This is a genomic window from Candidatus Uabimicrobium helgolandensis (genome assembly GCF_041508025.1).
Lineage (GTDB): Bacteria > Planctomycetota > Uabimicrobiia > Uabimicrobiales > Uabimicrobiaceae > Uabimicrobium > Uabimicrobium helgolandensis.
This window is the reverse complement of sequence record NZ_CP165719.1, coordinates 1,410,754-1,432,974: the sequence shown is the minus strand read 5'-3', so window position 1 is coordinate 1,432,974 and position 22,221 is coordinate 1,410,754. Positions and strand designations below refer to the sequence as shown.

Sequence of the window (22,221 nt, the reverse complement as noted above, 5' to 3'; positions counted from 1 at the left end):
GCCTTACGAATTGAAAACCTCGAGCTAGTGTTTTTGACTGAATCTAAAATATAGAGAAGGCAATGGTATAATGTCTTCTCAGTAGTTGCACCGATTGCTCTCCTAGGAAGCAGACGCATACCAAAAGTACAGAAAAAGGACAATTTAGATTCGAAACACTAAGGTGTATATGTTTTAAAGTAGATACGATTGATTTTTGTATTGACTTTTTAGTGAAATAGAATGCAAAATAAAGAAAGACTATTTCTATAGTATAGAAACAATAAACAACTATCACTATTTAATAATTACGGGAGACATACTTATGCCACAAGCAATTGTAAAACCAGAAGAACTGAGAAAATTTTGTTCACACCTAAAACAATTTGAAACAAACTTAAAAGAGATGAGCGCGAAAATGAATAGCCACGCGCGACAATTAGCAACTACATGGCGCGATCAAGAACACCAAAAATTTGCAGAAGAGTTTGCGCAAGCAATGCAACCTCTACAAAAACTAATGGAGTCTACAGAAAAATATTCGCAATTTCTAGCGAGAAAAGCAGAAGCTGCAGAAAAATATTTGCAACAAAGATAACATTAGTTGAGTACCACAGAAGCCTCCCCCAAGTCCGTTGACTTAAGTGTAGAACAATAATTACGCAAAAACGATCTTTCTTTTGCGCAATTGTTGTTCTACCTTTTAACTGTGCTTTCAAAATATAAATTCTTTTTGAGTAAAATCAATGATCAAAGCAAAAAAAATCTATTTGTCAATTATAATTGCTTCCACAATACTCGTATATTATTTAGGCATTTTGTTTACAGAACTAGTTGTTTTTGCTGTTGCCGCAATTATTGTGTTACTACTTACTTTTTATGCTTTTATACGCGGAACAATTATTTTGATAACAAGTAGTCGATTATTGGTTCACTATCGTTTTCATTTGGATGTTTTGAATAATAATACAATTGTCTTGGAAGAAACGGGCTTTGTAACACCAGTGTTAAATAGGCTAAAACAGCAAATAGATAATTCGGAAAAACAAGAACAACACTTGCAATTGTCTATGCAACAGATGAATTCCTCTAACTGCGAAGGAAGCGAAGATGATACTTGATTCTAAAAGTAGAGGTCACTATGACTGAACAGCTCTTAAAAAAATTTCAAGAACTTTTGCAAAAATTACATAAAACGCGCGAACTAATTAGTGATCAGCATTCAAAGGTTTTAAGTGGTGATTTGCATTCAATTCCTAGTATGGGAATACCAAAAAATAAAGCGACAGCAAAACAAGTAGCTTCGCAGATACAAAAACTTCGCGACATTGTTTTAAACTCTCCACAAAGTGACATCTCTTTCCCTTCACTAGAAACTACAATCCAATCAAATCCTGAGAAGAAATATGAACAGAGCAAAAAACGCCTACTTGAAAAGTGTCTTGGAACTGATACTTACGGCGTTTTTCCGTGGGATCACAATGAAGTTTGGGATAATTATCAACCAGTAGATACAGTGGAACCTTTACCGCTAACAAGAGTGGGAACTTCTAGTATTTCCCATGAAACAGAATCGATTACAACTCCCCTATGTTTAAATATTCTTGGTCATAAGAATTTGCTTATTAAATCGAGAGAACACAAGACTACGATTGCGGCCCTACAAAATATTGCACTGCGTTTACTTGTGTCCTTACCTCCTGCGCGATTACGTCTTCTCATGATAGATCCAGTAGGGGTAGGGTCGAATTTTGCAGGTTTTATGCATTTACCAGAAGAAGCGATTAGTGGAAAAATTTGGTCTGATGCACAAAAAATAGAAGAAAAACTTGGAGAGTTGTGTGAACACATGGAAAATATCATTCAGAAATACTTACTGAATGAATATAAGAATATAGAGGAGTACAACAATGATGCTGCTGAGGTGGCAGAGCCATATCGTTTGATTGTAGTCGCAAACTTTCCTACAGGTTTTACCATGTATTCAGCGCAAAGATTATTAAGTATTGCCAAAAATGGTCCTAAAAGTGGAATATATGTAGCTGTTCATGTAGATACTAGTAAGAAAATGCCTTATAATTTTTCTCTCGAAGATCTAGAAACTGTTTGCCACATATTTAATGAGAGTAAAATTGAAAATAGTGAGGAAATTACTTTTGTACAGCAAAATGGTGATCAACAAATTTTTTTAGAAAAACCGCTGCCTAAATTTAATGAGTTGTTGCAGAAAGTCAAAAGCACTTACCATGCTGCTAGTCAGGTCACTGTACCATATGAAAAATTTATTGAACGTTTGTATCCCGAATGGTGGCTGAAAAACGCGAAGGAATCTATTGAAATACCTATTGGAAAATCAGGTAGAAATGAACTCTGTTTTTCAATAGGTAAAGGATTAACACACCACGCTCTTATGGTTGGAAAAACAGGTTCAGGTAAAAGCACACTATTAAATATTTTAATTCTAGGAACGGCAATTGCCTATTCTCCTGAAGAGGTACAACTATATCTTATCGATTTTAAAGAAGGTGTAGAATTTAAAAAATATGCTGACCCTGTGCTTCCACACGCGAAGGTAATCGCTATACAAAGTGAAAGAGAATTTGGTGTTAGTGTTTTAAAAGGCCTTGATGAAGAATTGACTTACCGCGGAGATGAACTTTTTCGCCCGAATAAAGTTAAAAATCTTACTGAGTATCGCCATAAACACAATAAGGTTTTACCGCGCATATTGCTAGTTGTTGATGAATTCCAAGAATTTTTTACAGAAGAAGATCAGCTTGCGATGCAAGCGCGCAATATATTAGAACGTCTAGTACGAAAGGGACGTAGTGCAGGTATTCATATTGTTCTTTCGAGTCAATCTCTCACTGGTTCTGGTAGTTTACCACTTGCAATCACTAATCAAATAGCTATTCGTATTGCTTTGCAGTGTAGTGATGGCGACTCACGGCTTATACTTGGAGATGAAAATCCCGCAGCAAAACACCTAAGTAGACCTGGAGAAGGCATTTATAACGACGCAAACGGTTTAGTTGAAGGCAATAATGTTTTCCAAACTTTTTGGTTAGAAGACGCAATAATGGAAGAGTACTTGCGTAAGATACACAATGAGGCTCCTAACGCTTGTGAAACGATATTGTTTGAAGGGGATAGTTTCGCTAATATAGACACAAACAAAGTTTTGCACAAAATTGTTGAAGAAAAACAATTGCAAGAAGGTGGGATAAGAATATGGTTTGGCGAACCTATTGCTATGAGAGATGAACATACACATGTTGCTTTGCAGCAACAAACTGCGGCAAATATCTTATTTATCGGACAAAATGAAGAACGCATATTAGGGATTTTCTTATGTGCAATGGCTAGCGTATTTGCACAAAGTTGTCCTAAGCAAACAAAGTTTTATATTATTAATTTGGGCACAACAGATACGGGATGGCAAAGTGTTTTAGATACAATAACAACTTCCCCAAAGAGTCCTTTTTCTTTTATAAAAATGGAAAAAAATAGGCGAAATGCTGTAGAGATTATTAGCGAAATTCATGAAATTGTCGATGGTCGGTTACAACAAGAAACGATGGAACGAAATTCGGAAAAAGTATTCTTGTTTTTTATTGGTTTACAAAGAGCTAGAAATTTGCATGCTCCTGATTCATGGTCCCCGCCTGAAGAAACCAAAAAATTTACTACTATTCTCGAAGAAGGCCCTGATGTCGGGATTCATTCGTTTGTTTATTGTGATACTCGTGCGAATATGAACAAAACCTTAAGCCAATCTCTTAAAGAATTTGATATACGTATTACCATGCAAATGAATGCGATGGATTCGACCGCTATTCTTGATTCCACGCTTGCAAGTAAACTAGATGCTAACCGCGCTATATTGTACAACGAAGAAAATAGTTCTCATTTGGAAAAGTTCTGCCCTTATGAATTTCCAAGTAAAAACTGGATCGAAAAACTATTTGATAGATTAGGTAGTCGACATGACAAAATATAATCCAGACAGCAATCTATCCTCAACTGTAGCAGAAAACGAGCAGGTTGTTGTTCAAGAAAAACTCAAGGATTTTTTTAATACTTTACAAGACACAGATCTCAAGGTGTTAGAAAAACACAATTTTGCTAATTATGAAATACTTCGCGATAATATATCGGCGATAGATATTTTGATCGGACGCGATTTAGACAAAGAGTCATTAGATAAATTAAAACGTCTTGTTGTAGAAAGTCAGCAAATTTTGTCAATAGCGATAAGAGAGTTACTACCGTTTTTACTACTTTCTTTTAAAGATAAAGTTGTTGAAGAACAACAGCAAATTTCTAAGCAACAAGATTTGCTTGTTCAAGTACGCGAACAAATGTTATATTTTGCAGAAAAATTTGAATTATATGATAGCGATCGCTTAGAATTATACGCTCCAGATTTATGGAAAGAAATTCGCGAAGAACTCGATGTTGTTGAGAGTATGTTGTGTGATATTGACGCTAATAAACTGCCAATACTTGACAAAGCTGTTGGTGACCTACTTGAAAAACTTGAAAAAGCCAATGATGTTTCTCAAAAAAAACAACAGCAAGTAATCAAGCATCTACAAATAACAAAAGATAACCTTGATCGATTTATAGAAACAGCGAGTTCTATTGACTATCCATCTCTACTAGTATACAAAAGAGAAAAAACAGATGCTCTTTACGAAGATTTTAATGCAGTAAGCGAAAGCTTTTTTTTTAATGAAAGTTCATCTGCTCTTGACTATCGCGTTGCTAATGCACGTATTGATGATACTTTACAAATGCTTTCGGTTTCTATGCCTGTTTGGAAAGATGCAATAGCAAATAAACAGAAGGAAATGCGCAAGCAAGAAGAGAAACTACAGCAAAAATCTAAGGAAGAAAAAGAGTTTAGTGAGCGTACTATTAAATTTTTGAGAAACAAACGATTTCTGGCTATTTGTACTTGTTTGCCGTTTCTATTTGTTACTGCTCTTCTTTTGAGTACAAAGCCACTGTTTGAAGATGTTTTTTTCTTAGAATCTCCTTTAGAGCACATTGCTACTTTTCATGGCGTTTCTGTTTACTTTACTTCTGTATGCTTTGGAATTTTACTAAGCCTTGGTGTTGTTTTGTTTTTTTGTATAAAGAAACTATCTTTAGGAACATATTCAATTAAAAATGTGCAACAACATTTGCTTTTTGAACAGGTTCCGCAAAAATCGTATTATTTTTTGATTTTACTATTTTTAAGTCTGTGTATAGCATTTGTCTGGAGTGCTGCTTTTTGGGGGCAGAAACGTTTTGGTGACTTACGCCTGAGTAATATTAATAGTTTCACACATCGCGGCTTTGATGATCATTACATCGACATTATTGAAAATTACACAAATCATCCTGAACAGCAAGTGTGCGAGATGAGTGCGCAAACGTTATTTTCTATTTACAAAGAGTATCGAGATCATCCGCAAATAAGCAACTACAATTCTGAATATAAAACAAACTTGATCGCACAGCGCAAGTGGCAAAAACTTTCACAAATTCTACCAGCTAAAAAATTTGCAATGCTTTTTGCAAAAGACGCTCGCCAAACAGAAATAATCTCTACATTCGGTATCGATATTTTACAAGAGTTGATTGTGATAGCGCCGCGAGAAAAATCATTTTTAGCTCTAGAACAATTGATTGTCTTGCAACCTAAAAAAAAGCAGTATTGGCAAATGATATTTTCTTTCTACCATGTTGAAAATAAAAAACTAGCGATCGAGTATCTTGCAAAACACGGCGTAGAAAATTGGATAGAAAAAATACTAGAATTAGCAAAGAAGTCAACAAATATATCGACTTATAAAGTTTTAATGAAGTCTTTGGTGATATTAGCAAAACGTCATAAACAACAGCAAGTTGTTGCTGATTATTTTACAAAAATTAGTAAGGAGCAACATAAATTTAGTGAAATTGCGCTCTATGGTCTTGCGCGATTAGAATACCCTTCTTCGGTGAAATATTTGCGTAGTAGACTACTGCACACAAAATCGAAAAAAGTACAGATGCAAATAATCAACGCTTTAGCAAAAATGAACGACAAAAAATCTATTGCTGATTTGATCGTTGTTCTTTGTGAGGAAAAAAGTTATCCGTTTCGCAAGGAAATAGCTTTAACACTACAAGTACTTGATCGTAGTAATTTTAAGCTGTGGAAAAAGCTTGCGCAAGTAAAGTCTTTTGTAAGCCGTGTTAAACTACTTTCATCGTACAGCGCTCGTTATAAGCTAATCGCATCTACAAAAGCGTTAGCAAAACTCCAAGTAAAAAGCAAGTCAGCGCAAAAAGCGCTTAGTATTATTTTACAACATCAAAGAAGACAAACTAAAATTGCGTTGATGCACGTGTTCTCAGGCAAAGAGCTGGAAATGAAAAACTTATTACAAAAGCTTGGCTACAAAAATATTACTTTAGTACACAATATTGAAGCGATACCACAAGTTAATGTAGTTATTGCGGCGGAAAAAAATGCCCTATCAGAAGAACGAATAGTGGAACTATTAGCGAAGAAAATGAAAGTTTTATTGCTACACAACTCTGGAGAAGTTCTCAGCGGAGTATGGCAACAGCAAAATAGTCAAAAACACCGCGAAATCAACCTCGAACCAGGGTTCCTAGGAAATATAAAACAACAGTTACTTATGCAACAACAACAAAACACTTTTTTTGTTACATCTCCATACCCTATTAATTGGAAACCGTATGCTGGTAATCACAAAGGTTATACAATCTTGAATTATGGTAACGAAAATCACGGAATTATTTTTACCTATAATCCACTGTATTTGACAGTTGAAGGACGCAAGGTGTTTACTACTGTAATTGACTTTCTTTTGGAAATAGAGCGCTTTGAGTTGCAATTTTTTACAGAGTAGATTAGGGCGTGTGCTGACTACTGTTGACTTAAGGAATTCATAATAGCTGTGAAAGTATTGTATATACTAAGTCAAAGAGAAATCGCATAATTGTTAAATCACTGTTGCATTTAGAACTAGGAGGGCGAAACTCCTGCTGAGCCAAATTTTTATAAATAAAAATTTTAGGAAACGAACAATCACCTTGACCGTGATCTTGATCGAAAATTCAAGGAGATTTTCATGCAATTTAACCACGAAAAACTAGACGTTTATAAAGCTTCTACTAAATTTTTAGCTTTATCATTTTAAATTATTCAAAACATTCCTTCTGGCTATGCTTTTCTTGCTGATCAGCTTAAACGTGCTTGTTTATCTATTCCTCTCGATATTGTTGAAGGCAATGGCAAATTTACCGGTACCTTTTAGCTGCAGATAAAGCTCGATTCTATCATATTTCTCGCGGCAAGATGGGAAACTTTTGTTAACTCGTATTGTTTCGATGCTCTCTAAAATGTTATAATTATTCGGCTACGATCACGACAACGACTATGTTCGCGGGTCACGATCACGTCTTTTTATTTGAATGAGGACACGCGCTAGTGGAATACCATTACTGATATTCACCAAGATTATCTTTTAGGTATAAATTGAGCGATGACATTGCCTCGATCTCTTTTGGAATTTTGCGTATTTCATTGTTCTCAAGTCTTAGAGATCGAAGTAACGACAAATTTTCAATTTCTTTGGGAATTTCTTGTATCTCATTATATTCAAGAACTAAAGTTTGAAGTGATAACAAACACCCTATTTCTTTTGGTATATAGTGTATTAGATTATCAGCAAGCCTTAAAACTTTAAGCAATGATAAGTTTTTGATTTCTTTTGGTATACTGCGTATGTTGTTGCTACTAAGATTTAAAGTTTTAAGTGATGATAAATTTCCGATTTCTTCTGGAATTTCACTTATGCGATTTTTTACAAGGTGTAGATGACGAAGCGATGATAATTTTCCAATTTCTTTGGGAATTTTGTTTATTCGGTTTAACGAGAGCTTTAGGGTTTCTAGTGATGATAAATTTGCCATTTCTTTTGGAATTTCGCTTATGCCATTGTATTCGAGATCTAACTCGCGAAGTAATGATAAACTTGCGATTTCTTTTGGGATTTCTGTTATTCTATTTCCAGAAAGATGCAAGGACTCCAATGACGATAAATTTGCAATTTCTTTCGGGATTTTTTCTATTTTGTTGTTGCACATATCTATACTTTGAATAGTTGTAATATTGAATAGCCACTTTGGCATTTCAGATATATTTTTTTTTAAGATTTCAAATGATAATCGCTTACCTCTAAAAGAACAGTTGTCAAACTCGACGTTATCGAAATTACTTTCTATGATCCTCTCTAGGTAAAAAGAGCATCCCATATATCTGGTGTTTGGCTGCACTTCTGTTAACGTTTTTCCTTTAATTGTATTTAACATACTCTTTTTTAACCTCATTCATCCAGAAATTACTTTTGTTAGGTCAGTACGATTACACGAATATGCCTGAAAGCTTTTTCTGTAATTTATATCGGCGGCGAAATAAACGCGATTCGCGGTAGTAGAGCTTTATTTCTTCTTTAGATGTTTTTTCACTTTTTAAATGTTTTACTACTTGCGTTGTTAGCCATTTTTCAAGTTCAATTTTATATTTAGGATGATTATTGCCGCTTTTGATTTCCGTTATCAGGTCTTTTTTAGACCACTTGCTACAAATAATAAATTTTTCAGGGTTGGTAAGCATTTGAATTAATCTTTGTAGGGCAACGCGACCTTTCTCTATCCAATATTCCAAATCTCCGTCTTCATCTAGGTTCTTTTCTAGGCGCTTGAGTAACTTTTGTTCGTAACTAAGAAGTATTTTCTGGGGTTGTTGTTTATCTTTTTCTTGCAATATAGTGATTATACGATGGTAAGCAATAATTAAATCTGCGTACATTTCTTCGATGTGGCGACGATCATACTTCATCCACCAAATGAGAATAACAAGGTCTTTCCAAGCTGTGAATACCGAAAATGGATTGGGAATGTACGACATCAAGGTGTCTTTTATCGAGCTACTAACAGCTTTCTTTGTTTGGGTTGAGGTTAAAAAAGAGAGATCTTGTTTCATTTCATCTAAGTGCCCGCGCGATTCGATGATTAATTTTAAAGCAAACGACGGTAAATGTTGATCTTGATAAAGATTGGTTTCATATCCACTCAAAGTAAATAGCCGTGAAAGGCGAAGGCGATTTTCTTCTAATTCTGCAAGAAGTTCTTTAACATGACTGTTATTTTTAGTGCGCTCAACATTGCGGTATATACTTTTTGAAGTTTTCCAAGTCCGAAAAATCCCAGTAACGTAAGAGCTAAATGCATCAACCGTTAAATCAATGGCATTGATAATAACAATGCATTTTAAGCCAAGAGAATATTGCAAAACCTTCATTAAACGAATAGATTGTGCGATTGTACGTTCAATAGACCCAGGACGTGCAGCATCTTCACTCAAGAACTTTTCAAAAACAGGGAGCTCTGCTTTTTGAGGAAGTGTAAGTTTCTTTTTTTCATCAGAAACAGCTACTTTTTCTTTGTCAAGCGTTTTAGTTTTAGTTTCTTCTTTTGTAATAACTGGAGATGATTTTTCTGCAACAACTGGTTGTGGTTCTTCTGATAAGGATTGTTGTTTTTGAGTATTTTTTATCAATTGTTTTTGGAATTCGAGAACTTCCAAAGCATCTTGTTGCGAGCGTATTCTTTTATTTAATTTTTCAAGTAACTCTGCTTTTTTCGGGTCTTTAATAAGGTCTCTACTTGATCGAGCTTCGTTATATACATTTGTAGTTTTCATTGCTGCAATACGTTTTACTTCTCTAATGATTTCGCTATTTTCTGGATCTAATTTCGCTGCTTTTTGGCAGTAGAAGATAGCTTTGTCGTAGTTTTCCATATTTTTGTGAACACGGCTTAGTAGTAAAAGATTATCAATATTATCTGGATCAAGATAGTAGATTTCTTCACAAATGTAAATAACGGGGTGTATGTAACCTTTTTCGAAATAAGCCTGACTTAGTATACACAGTATACTAATGTTGTCCGGATCGTAGGTGAGATAATTATGCGATTCTTGAATGACTTTTTGCCAATTTTTAGACACACGAAAAAATTTTATTTTTACAAAAATAGTACTTTTTTTGTACGAGTAGCTAGCTTTTGATGGATATCCGAAAACCTGATGTTTTTTTCTGATTGTAGTCAATAAAAGTTTTTGTGCTTTTACATCTTGCGGTTGTGTTTTTAGGATTTGGTCTTTTAAAATATAAATTGCTAAATCATAATTATTGTTTTTCAATGCGTTTTCAACTTTTTTGTACAAGTTTTGAAGTACAACACCAATGCAGCAAAACGATAAAATAGAAAAGGATGTATAAAATGAAGATGCTATTGTTGCTGCAATTCCAACAAATAAAAATAGTATAAGTTTGTCGAAAGAACTGTCTTTAATTAGGTTTTTTCTGCGCTGTATCACGTCTTTATAACTAATATCTTTGTGACAGAGTTTGTTAAAAATTTCTAATGCTTGCTGTGAATTATCATTTTGTTCGTAAAAATCAGCTAAATCATAACAGATGTCTTTATATATTGCACTATTTTGGTTAGCTGTTTTTAGAGCTTGAATGAAATGTTCTTTCGCTAAAGAAGGATTTCCTATTTTTATAAAAGAGCGAGCCAAATAGTGATGGCTTTTTACTTCACATCTTGGATTGGAGTAAGCTTCACAGAAACTTTTAATAGCGGTATTGAACTGTTTTTCATCAAATAATGCTACTCCAAGTGTATAATGTAATTCTGTTTCTGTAGGACGTTCTTGTATGAGTTCTTTGTAGCCGCGAATGATGGTATTATTTTTATGTGTAAGTAGTGTTTGTATCCTTTGTTTATCTTGCGAAAAATGCTTATGTGTTTCTATTAATTGTTCTTTTATATAAAGAACCTTTGTTTTCACTATATTATATTGAATATCAAAATTACTAGAGTCCAACTGCAAATATTTTTCAAGTGCATAAATCGCTGCCATATATTTTTTTGACTTTATATATATATCTATGAGTACGCGAATTTGTTTCTTGTTTTCGTCTATTGAATCAATGAAAGATTTTTCTTCCTGTAATTTACTTCCTGAGTTTTCTGTGATAAGTTTTTCTAGTGTATTTTGATGTGAATCTAGAGTTTGTTTTGGAGTTGAGTTTGTTTTTTCATTTGAGGATATTTGTTGTGGAGTGGAAGTTTTTTTTTCACTTATTTGTTTACGTAATAATTGCTGACGCAATATTTCTTTTATCGGAAATAAATTATCCCCTTCTATATTGTTGTTGTTGTCTTGTAAATTAAAAGCAAATTTTTGCTGATAGTTTTGTCGAGATATTTTGACGTTTTGTTCTATAAAGATATTGATGTCTTTATCAGTCATTGAGCTAATATTTTCGCACTGAAGCAACAAATTGGCAATTCTTTCCGCTTCATATTTGTAAAGAGATTGTTTTTTTGGTGAAGAACAAGTTAATACTTTTAACAATTTTGTTACAAATAAACGTGTATTTTTTTTGGGACTTTCAAGAAGTTCAATAAGCTGTGGTTCTATTCTCCAAATCTGCTTGTGACTGTAAGCAGCGTACATAAGAGTAATCTCTTCGATTTCGCTAATAGAAAAATAATCTTGGTTTATAACAATTGGGCTATTTGTTTTTAAACCTTTTAGAAAAAAATCTATATAGAGATCGAGATTTTTAGATTCATACATATCCACCTCCTATCATTACAAAACTTTAACGATTTGTGTGAGTTGAAATGAAAATACGATCCCGAATCTGATCCCGACAATTCAAACAACCAGTGATCATCGGTACAAATTTACACCAAAATAATTGAAAATTAATGTTAGATGCTACCAATACTTGATACATACAATTATGGTATCAGTTTCAGCAATAGGATCGGAATCGTCAAAAATAGCAAACTTTTAACTAGTACTCTAAAGTAATTTTTTGCGATTTCATGAATTTTTTTGCTACAATTACTCCAACTTGCCACATATCAAAATAACAATTTTTTTTTAATACACTTGGCATAACCATACACAATCATCTATTACAATCGAACGGAGAAAAATTGAAATACATATCTTTATTCTTTTTATTTTTTAGCGTAGTTTACACACAAGAAATTACTTTTTCAAAAGTTAATCACTTAGCTGGCGAAAAACGCGTTATACTTCAATCAATGGGATTGAAAATGAATCTCGCCGTTTACTTAAAAAATCGTCGTGTTGGTCAACAACCTTACGACTATCGTCAACTTTTAAGTAAAGAAGTGTTTATTTTAGAAACGAACAACAACATTCCAACAAAAGTAAAAACCGTCTATCGCAACGCACAAGTAACTGGCGCAAATAATCGCATGCAACGTTTACCTATATCTGGTAAGGAATATATTGTTGCTTTGCAAGACAATGAACTAAACACTACTTATCGTAACGGTAAAACACCTTACCTTCCTCAAGAAATACAGATAGTTAAAGAAGATCACCGCAACTTGGGAAAAATAAACAAATTTTCAGAGACTTTTTCAGCGAAAACATTTAAAGTCGGGCAAAAAATAGAAATGAGCCTTGACGCTGCAAAAGAGTTATTTGGTAAGGAAGCCGATATAAAAACAGTGGTTTGTTCTTTCAAAGAACAAAAGACCGTTAATTTACAAGAGTGTGCAGTTGTCAATATTACGGCAAAGCTTTCCATGCCTTTTGATCGCTTTACGGCTGAAATTTCTTACTCAGGGGATATGGCGCTGAGTTTACAAACAGCAGAAATCATGGAAACGAAACTAATGGGACCACTTAGTATTAGAGGGGAAACTCAAACACCTCAAGGTACAGCGCGCATTGAAGGCACCGGAACCGCAGGCTTTTCCATAGACACTAAATTCGACGGAGTAAACGCTCTTATTTATAGAGTTTATCATCAGCAACATTACAAAGCTCGTACTGCTTCGACTAACTTGAGTAGATTTTTAAGACATCGCGATAATGTTTTACTCACAAATGAAGACTCTTATAGCAAGATGTTTATGTATCATGCTCAATCACCACAAGCGAAAGTACGCGAAGCAGTCGCCTTATCTCTAGGCTACTTGCCTTACATTTCAGAATTCGAGTCAATTGTATTGCAATATCTTCAAGACGAAGACAATATCATTCTTGGGGCTGTTGAGTCATGTGCTCGAAACAAAGAGCTAAGAACAGAACAAGTCAAAAAAGTTTTGTCAGAAATATACGAAAAAGAGCAGAAAAAATTAAAAAGTTCCAACTTGCTCAAAGCTCTCAAAAAAGCACTGCGCTAAATATATACTCTAACATATAGAGAATTTTTATCATTCACGATAAATACAGCTCGATTACTGTTGACTTAAGGGAATTCAAATGTTATTGAAAGCATTGTTTTTTTCCACTTGTCATTCCTGTTTTCGCAGGAATCCACATGTTTAAGATCAGCTTGAATAGCTAGGTTATAAAACAAATCATGAGCTATTTTCGAAAATATTCTTCATTGATTTGTACTACTTTCACTCGTTTGAATTCCCGATTTCGCAGGGATGACAGTACAATAGATAATTTCTTAATTCAACAATAGTCGAGCTTCGTCCTGGTCTTTGTATTAGCTATTTTGCAGCTCAATAAGTAAAGCTTTAAGCCTCTTCAAATCCACCCAAGCTTTTTTCTTTTCCTCGGTATTGCGCAAAAGATAAGCAGGATGATACGTACAGATAACCGGTATACCTTCGTAATCGAAAGTTTTGTCACGGTATTTCCACATTGCCTCTTGCGAATTTGTTAAGAATTGTGCGGCAAATTTTCCCATACTACATAAAACTTTAGGGCGTAGTATTTCCAGCTGTTTTTGAAGCCATGGACGACAAGCGACAATTTCATCTGGGCTAGGGTTACGGTTATTAGGAGGACGACATTTTATGACGTTACAAATGTACACATCTTCGCGGCGAATTTGTATTGCTGCAAGCATTTTAGTCAGTAATTGTCCTGCTTTGCCAACAAAAGGTTCACCGCTTTGATCTTCGTAATAACCTGGCGCTTCTCCAACAATGACAAGATCAGCATTTGCAGATCCTGTTCCAAAAACTACTTTAGTTCGCGTTTCTGCAAGTTTACACTTTGTACAGCTACTTGCTTGCTGTCGCGCCGCGTTTAGTAATTCAAAACTATTTTGCTGTGGTAAGTGAGTAGGAGAATCCATTTGTAACTCCTGATTATTATCCTCGTTAGGGATCTCTATTTTTAACTCCTCGCGTTTACTTTGATCGACAAGCGCGTAGTTCCCAGTGTAGTTTTTTTCCAACACTAATCTTTCGCGTATCATTCCGATTATTTTCTGCATATCATCCATAAAACTTTCCCCATTTTGAATAGGCGTTTTTTATTGTGAGTTGGTGATATAGGTGCAATCCAATAATTAAATATCTTTGATACAAAAATGGTAAAAGTATCTGTCTTTATGCGATGCCAGTTCAAACAAGATGAGCATCACATAAAGATGATATTTCTATTCTGATTACTTATTCACAGGTGAGGGACTAAAACCCGATGATCCCCACGACACTCCACCCTCTTTTTCGATAAAATTAGCGAGAAATGGAGTTTTTTCCTTAAAACTTTTCATGAGCTCTTCCGCAGGTTTAAACTGGAAGTTATATGTTCCGTCTAAACTACACCAACCTTTTAATGCTGGAAATGGTTTTCCTTTTGGAGTGAAACTGACTTCCACGTAGTTCACTTTACTAAAAGGATGCGAAGACCAATTATTCGATTCACCTTTGTATGGAGAATCATTTGTTACTTTAAAAGCAATAAACAGGGAGCCAAAATCAAATGAAAAAGGATCTTCTAGTTTCAATTTAGACATCAAACCTTCCTGTTGTTGTTTTATTTTTTCTTCTAAGGCAGTTATTTGTTGTTGAAATCCAGAGATTTTCTTTTGCCATTCCCCTATCTGCCCTTCTAATTTGCTTTTTTGTTGTTCGTACTCATCAATTTCTTTGTCATAAGTAGACAACGATTTCTTAGCGGTTTTCAACTGTTTTTCAGGTCCACTGCGCAAAAACGGAGGAGCATACTTAAGTTTTTCTTGTAGAGAATTAATAAGACTTTCTCCTTTGCGCTTTTTATCGAGTACCGGTTGAATTTTTTGCTTGATAGAAGCTAGAGTCCCTTGCAAAGTACCAACACTTCCTTTACCGCCAGACAAACTAGTCTTAAGTTGACCTATTTGTGATTTTAGCGGTGCAATTTTGCCTTCAATTTCTTGTTTTAAACTATCTAAATCGACAAAATTACTCATATCAAAACCCAAATCAAATTTTCCACCCGAAATCTTAAACGAGGTTTCGCCATTTGAAAATAAGCTTTTCTTAATCACACGTGGATCTAAACCGGTCCATGTATTTTCACCTTTAAAGCTAAACTTAATCACTTCGCCTTCACCAAAGCTAATCTTCTTAAATAGTGGAAAAGGCACAACATCGTTCAAACGCTTGGTCATAGGTGAAAAAAGTGCAGCACTATAGGTAACATTATCCATATCACTACTGAATTTACACTGTGGATGTTCTTTATCTAGATCCGCTTGTGCGTTTATTGCTAATTTTCCGTCATTGGTTTTACCATTGACATCAAGCATAAATTTGTTATTAGCTTCCTTGTCGTTAAGAGCAGCAGTTACGGTAAACTCTTCGGCTGTGTTTTGTTCATCGATTTGCGCTTTATCAACAACTATTTTAAAATCAACAATAAACTTTCTTAGCATATCTCGTACATCTTGTGACAAGGTAATCACTTTATCGCTTTGCTCTTTTTTCTTGGTAGGTGCGTCTTGTGTAGATTGTTTTTCTTGCGATACAGGCTTAGTTTCCTTCTTTGGATTACTACCTAGAGCTTTTTGGATATGTGGCAAGTCTATTTCAGGAATATTAATACGTCCAAATAATTTCCCTGAGATATCTCCTGCTTTTTTGTGCATAAGCAAATTACCTACCTCAAATTGCATTTTTGCATTTTGCAATTTCAAGACCTCAATAATAGGTAACATTTCATTCAGTTGAGCAAAAGACAAGTCTTCAATAGCAATTACGGTGACGGGGCTTTTTTCATCATCAGCAGTAATGTGCAAATCATCCGCTTGTTGCTTTACAATCATATTTCCCATTTTGATTTTAGCTTTACCCAACTTAGGAATAGAATTCTTAATGCTTATCATAGTGTTTGTGTCTTGTTTTTTTAGATGAATTTCTGTCGCATAAGCAAGAGCAAAATCAGCTTTTTTGTCTAGCAAAACATTTTTAGCATCTTTAAATTTAATCACAAAAGGTGTAAAATCTTTGCTAAAATCTACCTTTAAATCTTGTGGAGAGCCGTTTAAGGTAGTGTTTATATTAAACTTTCCATCTATTTTTAAATCCTCACTAAGTAACTTCCTTAGGGAATTATCATTTTTAGCTAAAAAATCTACAGGAATTGAGTTTTGTATCTCTTTCCCATGACCAAGTATTTTGATACTAAGGTTGTCTAGCTGTAAACTTTCTTCACTTTTAGTGATACCACCAGAAAATTTGCTATACAGCAAGGCATTTTTATTATTATTAATACGAAAATAAGACTTGGGATTTATAACAATATTAATTGGTGCTTTTTGCTCAAGAAACCCACTAACATTGTTTAGTGCAAGTTCCATATTACTCTCGATACCATGCTTTGAGATAACAGCAGAAGATAGTTGACCGTCTTGTTGTAAGCGTACACCAATATCTCCGCGATAACGAATTTTATTTGTAATATTCAGCTTGTTTAGATTCCCTTTAAGATTTGTGCTGTACAAAAATCGTCCTTCTAGTTTTTGTAGATGTACTCCGCTATCCTTTATCATTTCGCGTACGAAAAATGGTACTTTACCCAAATCACCATCCACGCGAACATCTATTCCATCTACAGTGACTAATTTTCCTTTACTTTTAACTTTCACTTGGCCTGTTTCGAATGCAAGAGGTGTAGTAGATATATTATTTACAGCTCCATATACATTTAGTTGCAAGGCCTCATGAGTAAAATTTAAGTTGCGAATTTCAACACTTTGTGGCTTTTTATTTTCTAGTAGAGTAACTAACACATCATGACGCCAAGTTGCTTTAGGTATAGAGTATGGTGTTCCTTGTAATGCAAAAGCAAGAGATTTAATCCCTCCGCTTCCAGCAATCTTCACTTTATTCCCTTTTTGAGCAACGCGCGTGTTATGGCGAATCTTTCCACGAGGTTTTAATTCAGGCATAAATGGTTGCAAATAAGGGTCTAATCCTCCAAGATTTACAGCCAACAAAACCTCTAAACCTTCGCGATTATCACCTGCTAAATTTAGGCTTCCTTTTCCCGATAACTTAAAAATATCGCTACCTTTAGTTTGAAAGTTCAAATTTTTAATGGATATTTTTTGAAGCTGCTGATTATTATCAAAATCAACATGAAGGGAACGCTTTCCAGTCAACTCAAAAGGAGGTAAATTTTTAACTTGCGGTGACTTTATTTGTAGATATACCTCAGTGTTTCCTCCCACTTCCATTTTAGTTTTTGAAAGTTGAGAGATCCAGTCTTTATGGTCAAACTTACCGCGAATACTCGTTTGTGGAGGAAGAAAAGCCGCAAACATATTGCTAAGCACATCAAAATCAATAAAAACATGCTCTTGAGATTTGTTAATTTTGAGATTTTCTTTGTCAAGAATATTACTAACAGACGAATCAAAAGTAATTTTTAGTAGTGTAGTTTTTTGCGTTGGGTGAACACCTAAAGCAAAGTTCGCGGTTGCATCTTGTTTTTCTAAATCAACATTAGATTTAAAAGTTTGTGCTATTTTATCAAAACCAATGCGCAAATTTTTTCCTTTGTTACTTTTTCCAGAGACATACAACTCCTTGATATGGAATTCTTGCGTAAGATTGACTGCTTTTTCCTTACCGTTCATTGTAAGTCCAAAAGTAATTTGCCCACCAAAATCTTCGATTTTTTCGAAGCCATCACCTTTATATTCACCATTTTCAGCTAAATCTTGTTTTGCTTTAGGCAAACGTTTATTGATTTTATCAATAATTGTTGTTCCAAAATCTCTTTTAAATTGATTTAAATCAATTGTAACAGAGAAATTACCAGTCCAATTTTCAAAAGAAATAGTACTGACAAAATCTTCAATCATTGCCTTATCAACAGAGTTTTTTTCCTGCGAAATTTTACTCAAATATGCAAGTATTTTATCTAGTTTATCTATTTTAAAAGATGTGCCTTTGACATTTATATAATCTGAGTCTATTTGAAAGTCATTTAAATGGCACAGCCCTTCATTCATGTCAATACTAAGATCATGAGTGATTTTTAAATTAGTATTTTCAACATCTTTATTACCAAAACCTTTTGCGTATAAATCTAGAAAAGAGAGACTACCTTTCGAATGTAAAACAAATTTTCCGTTTTTCACACCAATTCCGGCATTACCACTCAAATTATAAACAAGTCCTGCAGCAACCTCATTATTGTTTTTAACTTCAAACTGAGCTTTTTCCCAGTTTGATTGATAGCCTATTTTATCAAGATTAGCAACATTGCACGTAAAATTTAATTTCTTAACTTCTAAAGTGCTATTCTCCTGTAGATCACGATAGTAAAAGTTAATATCAGCCAGAGTTACTTTTGCACCTAAAGACGGTAATTCCATTGGCTCAGTGGATTTTGTTACTTTAGGATGCTCCTCTTTCTCTTTTTTCTCCTCTTTTTCTTCAGGAACTGGGTTACTTTGCTTTGCAAGCTTATCTAAAATAGAATTAAAATTAAAATTACCATCTTTATTTTTAGTAACGTGTACATGCACCCCAGATACTTCAGCGTTAGCGATATTAATATTACCAATTAATAAAGACAATATCGACACATCTATTTCTACTTTATCAAGCTTTACAAAATCATCATTAGCATTGTCTTCTTTTAATAAAACTCCATCAACGCTAACACTACCTCCAAATACATTTACAGATAAACTTTGTATTTGCGCTTTACGTCCAGTATTTTTTTCTACAATATCTACAATCGTAGAAATAAATAAAGAGGAATAAAGTGGCAAGAAAGCGATAACGACTATAATAAATAGAAGTGTATAAAGTGGTATCTTCAACCACAAACGTCGCTTTTTTTTATTTTTTTTTATTTTAACTTCTTCTGTCATTTTAATATAAACGCGATTCGACTAATCATTTTAATCGCGTTCACCTTTCATATAGTGAACAATTTTATAATTTAGATGTATGAAATACATGCAAAATATATGCCAAAGATAAAATCTTATTAATCAACAAGATTTTTAAAATGAGGAATATAAAGCACGAAGTTTTTTATCGGTATGAAAACATAAATCTTTGTTATAAGAAATGTTTATAGGAGCTTATTGAATATAGGTTTGATCGGATCTTAAAGTACTAGGAGCTTTTGAACTTTAGTGGTCCAGCAAAAGCTTGTTCAAAACTTTTGCTGGACAAATAAGGCAAACTTACAAAAACCTGACGTAAATCCACCGTTTATTATTCTGTTTCTGTTTGTTCTGTTACAGTTTTTTCTGAAGTTTCAGCACTTTCATTATCAGCTGCATTTTCGCTATCAGTAGCTTCATTGTTAGTAGCTTCATCATTGTCAACAACTTCTTCGCCATCAACAACAGTATCTTCACCTAGAGATTCATCTCCCATACTATCAAGAACTTCTTTCGAAAGCTTCGCAATAGAGACCACTGAATCTTTTTTCTTCAACCGTATCAATCGAACCCCTTGTGTAGCTCTTGAGAGTATTCTTAAGGAAGCAGTTCCCATGCGAATGACCATTCCTTTTGTAGTAATAATCATCATTTGGTCTTCTTCTCTTACAGAAACAATGGCAACAACATCGCCTGTTTTTTCTGTACGGCGAAAATTCAAAACTCCTTGAACTCCACGTCTTGTCAAACGGTAAGCTTCATACGCAGAACGCTTTCCATAGCCTTTCTCACAAATAGTAAGAAGACAATGATCATCGCGCACAACGACCATTCCAATAACACAGTCATTTTCAAGCAATCGACATCCGCGAACACCTCTTGCAGCACGTCCCAATGAACGTACTTCTGTTTCGTTAAAGCGACATGCTCTTCCTAGCTTTGTTCCGATAATCAAATCTTGCTTACCATCGGTAAGAACAGTTGAAATTAAACGATCACCTTCATCGAGATTAATAGCGCGAATTCCACTTTTGTTAGGACGAGAAAAAGCCGCTAAGGCTGTCTTTTTAATAATCCCATTCTTCGTCGCCATAACGAGTAATCTACCATCAAATTCACGAACAGGAATAACAGAACTGATATTCTCATCTTGATCAAGATTTAAAAGATTAACAAGTGCACGTCCTTTAGCAGTACGAGACATTTCAGGTATATCGTAAACTTTAAGCCAATACACTTTTCCATAATTACTAAAAAACAAGATATATTGGTGTGCTGAAGCTGTAAAAAAGTCCTTAACAAAATCTCCCTGTTTCATTCCTGCTCCAGTAACACCCTTTCCGCCACGGTGTTGCTTAGAGTACATTTCCAGTGGAGTACGTTTAATATACCCTTCGTGAGTAATTAAAACAACAGACTGATCATCAGCAATAATATCTTCAAGCACAAAATTTTCAATTGCTGTACCAATTTCTGTACGCCTTTTATCGCCATATTTTTCACAAATAGCAGTAGTTTCTTCTTTAATAATGGCTAAGATTTTTTTAGGATCTCCCAAGATACCTTTGAAAGTAGCTATTTGTTCTTCTAAATTTTTTCTTTCATCGTCCAATTTATTAAACTCTAAATTAGTCAAAGCCCCTAGGCGCATTTGCACTATTGCATCTGACTGCGCAATACTTAACTCCCATTTTTCTCGTAGAGCTAATTTGGCTGACTTTGTGTCTTCAGAGCCTCTAATCACTTTAATAACTTCATCTATATGATTGAGCGCTAATATTAATCCTTCGACAAGGTGGTGGCGTTTTTCTGCTTTTTTGAGCAAAAATTCTGTACGGCGACGAATAATCTCTTTGCGATGCTCAATGAAATAATAGATCATTTCTTTAATATTGAGAAGCTGTGGTCGGCCATTCACAAGAGAAAGCATGATAATTGAAAAACTTGATTGCAATAAAGTATATTTGTATAACTGATTAAGAATAACATCGCTATTCTCACCACGTTTTAAATCGACAACAATACGTACAGGTTCTTTACGTCCACTTTCGTCGCGAACATCAGAGATACCAGTAATTTTGCCATCTTTAACGAGATCTGCTATTTTTTCAATTACTTTAGCTTTGTTCAACTGATAAGGAATTTCTTTAAAAACTATAGATTCCCGACCATTTTTTTTCTCTTCAACTTCAGATTTTGAACGAACTTTGATGATACCACGTCCAGTTTGATAAGCCTTGTGAACATCTTGTTGTCCACAGATAATAGCTCCTGTAGGAAAATCTGGTCCTTTTATAATGTCGCACATTTCTTCTACTGTAACTTCGGGATTTTCTATCACTTCGAGAATACCATTACAAATTTCAGTCAAGTTATTCGGGGGAATAGAAGTTGACATCCCTACAGCAATACCAACAGAGCCATTAACAAGTAAATTTGGAAATTTAGACGGTAATACCGTTGGTTCTTCACGCGTTTCATCGTAGTTAGACACGAAATCAACAGTATCTTTGTCCATGTCTTCTAACATGTTTACACTTGGTGCTGTTAATCGTGCTTCGGTATAACGCATTGCCGCAGGAGGATCTCCGTCAATAGAACCAAAGTTTCCTTGGCCTTGGATTAAAGGATAGCGCATATTAAAACTCTGCGCCATACGTACTAAAGTAGGATAAACAACTGCTTCACCGTGAGGGTGATAGTTACCAGAAGTATCCCCTGCTATTTTTGCACATTTTCTAAATTTTGACGATGGGCCAAGATTTAAATCGTGCATAGCGAGGAGAATACGTCTTTGTGATGGCTTCATACCATCTCGTACATCTGGTAGAGCTCTCGACACTATTACGCTCATTGCGTAGGTCAAGTAAGAATTCTTAAGTTCGTCTTCTAACCGAACAACTGGACACTGCTTTGTATCAGTCATATTTAAAATAGATATGGATGTTGTAGTTAAACTACGATATCCATTTTC

11 protein-coding genes are annotated in these 22,221 nt (G+C 34.5%); 6 read left to right on the top strand and 5 right to left on the bottom strand.

All coding sequences use genetic code 11. The features are described from left to right. The first annotated feature begins 304 nt into the window (after nt 1–304). The 5 genes from UABHE_RS05180 to UABHE_RS05160 all read left to right on the top strand — a co-directional run bounded on the left by UABHE_RS05180 (nt 305) and on the right by UABHE_RS05160 (nt 7,301). Nucleotides 305–577: a WXG100 family type VII secretion target gene (locus UABHE_RS05180; RefSeq protein WP_372369178.1), complete on the top strand. Its 273-nt coding sequence runs from the start codon at nt 305–307 to the stop codon at nt 575–577. Between the two features lie 148 nt (nt 578–725). Then, nucleotides 726–1,100: a hypothetical protein gene (locus tag UABHE_RS05175; RefSeq protein WP_372369177.1), complete on the top strand. Its 375-nt coding sequence runs from the start codon at nt 726–728 to the stop codon at nt 1,098–1,100. 20 nt (nt 1,101–1,120) lie between these two features. Next, nucleotides 1,121–3,979, top strand: coding sequence for an FtsK/SpoIIIE domain-containing protein (locus UABHE_RS05170; protein WP_372369176.1), 2,859 nt, complete (start codon nt 1,121–1,123; stop codon nt 3,977–3,979). Continuing rightward, the gene (locus tag UABHE_RS05165; RefSeq protein ID WP_372369175.1) at nt 3,966–6,893 is read left to right on the top strand and encodes a HEAT repeat domain-containing protein; all 2,928 of its coding nucleotides are present in this window, start codon (nt 3,966–3,968) and stop codon (nt 6,891–6,893) included. Before UABHE_RS05170 ends, UABHE_RS05165 begins: the two co-directional genes overlap by 14 nt. A gap of 291 nt (nt 6,894–7,184) precedes the next feature. After that, nucleotides 7,185–7,301, top strand: coding sequence for a four helix bundle protein (locus UABHE_RS05160; protein ID WP_372371570.1), 117 nt, complete (start codon nt 7,185–7,187; stop codon nt 7,299–7,301). Between the two features lie 184 nt (nt 7,302–7,485). Here UABHE_RS05160 and UABHE_RS05155 read toward each other — a convergent pair whose 3' ends face one another. Next, nucleotides 7,486–8,358: a leucine-rich repeat domain-containing protein gene (locus tag UABHE_RS05155; RefSeq protein ID WP_372369174.1), complete on the bottom strand. Its 873-nt coding sequence runs from the start codon at nt 8,356–8,358 to the stop codon at nt 7,486–7,488. 52 nt (nt 8,359–8,410) lie between these two features. After that, nucleotides 8,411–11,701, bottom strand: coding sequence for a hypothetical protein (locus UABHE_RS05150; protein WP_372369173.1), 3,291 nt, complete (start codon nt 11,699–11,701; stop codon nt 8,411–8,413). A 368-nt stretch (nt 11,702–12,069) separates the two neighbouring features. On the opposite strand from UABHE_RS05150, the gene UABHE_RS05145 reads away from it, so the two are divergent. Then, nucleotides 12,070–13,296: a hypothetical protein gene (locus UABHE_RS05145; RefSeq protein ID WP_372369172.1), complete on the top strand. Its 1,227-nt coding sequence runs from the start codon at nt 12,070–12,072 to the stop codon at nt 13,294–13,296. A gap of 314 nt (nt 13,297–13,610) precedes the next feature. On the opposite strand, the gene UABHE_RS05140 is transcribed toward UABHE_RS05145, so the two are convergent. The 3 genes from UABHE_RS05140 to gyrA all read right to left on the bottom strand — a co-directional run bounded on the left by UABHE_RS05140 (nt 13,611) and on the right by gyrA (nt 22,173). Beyond that, nucleotides 13,611–14,357 carry a uracil-DNA glycosylase gene (locus UABHE_RS05140; protein ID WP_372369171.1) on the bottom strand — a complete coding sequence of 249 codons (747 nt, stop codon included), beginning with the start codon at nt 14,355–14,357 and terminating at the stop codon, nt 13,611–13,613. Nucleotides 14,358–14,522: 165 nt separating this feature from the next. Then, on the bottom strand, nt 14,523–19,226 hold the full coding sequence (locus UABHE_RS05135; protein ID WP_372369169.1) for a hypothetical protein: 4,704 nt from the start codon (nt 19,224–19,226) through the stop codon (nt 14,523–14,525). A gap of 352 nt (nt 19,227–19,578) precedes the next feature. Next, on the bottom strand, nt 19,579–22,173 hold the full coding sequence (gene gyrA / locus UABHE_RS05130; protein WP_372369168.1) for a DNA gyrase subunit A: 2,595 nt from the start codon (nt 22,171–22,173) through the stop codon (nt 19,579–19,581). Nucleotides 22,174–22,221 lie beyond the last annotated feature (48 nt).

Excerpts from the sequence above, each read along its gene's own strand:
- UABHE_RS05180 (WP_372369178.1), top strand. The coding sequence starts at position 305 with ATGCCACAAGCAATTGTAAAACCAGAAGAACTGAGAAAATTTTGTTCA.
- UABHE_RS05165 (WP_372369175.1), top strand. The coding sequence starts at position 3,966 with ATGACAAAATATAATCCAGACAGCAATCTATCCTCAACTGTAGCAGAA.
- gyrA (WP_372369168.1), bottom strand. The coding sequence starts at position 22,173 with ATGACTGATACAAAGCAGTGTCCAGTTGTTCGGTTAGAAGACGAACTT.
- UABHE_RS05135 (WP_372369169.1), bottom strand. The coding sequence starts at position 19,226 with ATGACAGAAGAAGTTAAAATAAAAAAAAATAAAAAAAAGCGACGTTTG.
- UABHE_RS05175 (WP_372369177.1), top strand. The coding sequence starts at position 726 with ATGATCAAAGCAAAAAAAATCTATTTGTCAATTATAATTGCTTCCACA.
- UABHE_RS05140 (WP_372369171.1), bottom strand. The coding sequence starts at position 14,357 with ATGGATGATATGCAGAAAATAATCGGAATGATACGCGAAAGATTAGTG.
- UABHE_RS05150 (WP_372369173.1), bottom strand. The coding sequence starts at position 11,701 with ATGTATGAATCTAAAAATCTCGATCTCTATATAGATTTTTTTCTAAAA.
- UABHE_RS05155 (WP_372369174.1), bottom strand. The coding sequence starts at position 8,358 with ATGTTAAATACAATTAAAGGAAAAACGTTAACAGAAGTGCAGCCAAAC.
- UABHE_RS05170 (WP_372369176.1), top strand. The coding sequence starts at position 1,121 with ATGACTGAACAGCTCTTAAAAAAATTTCAAGAACTTTTGCAAAAATTA.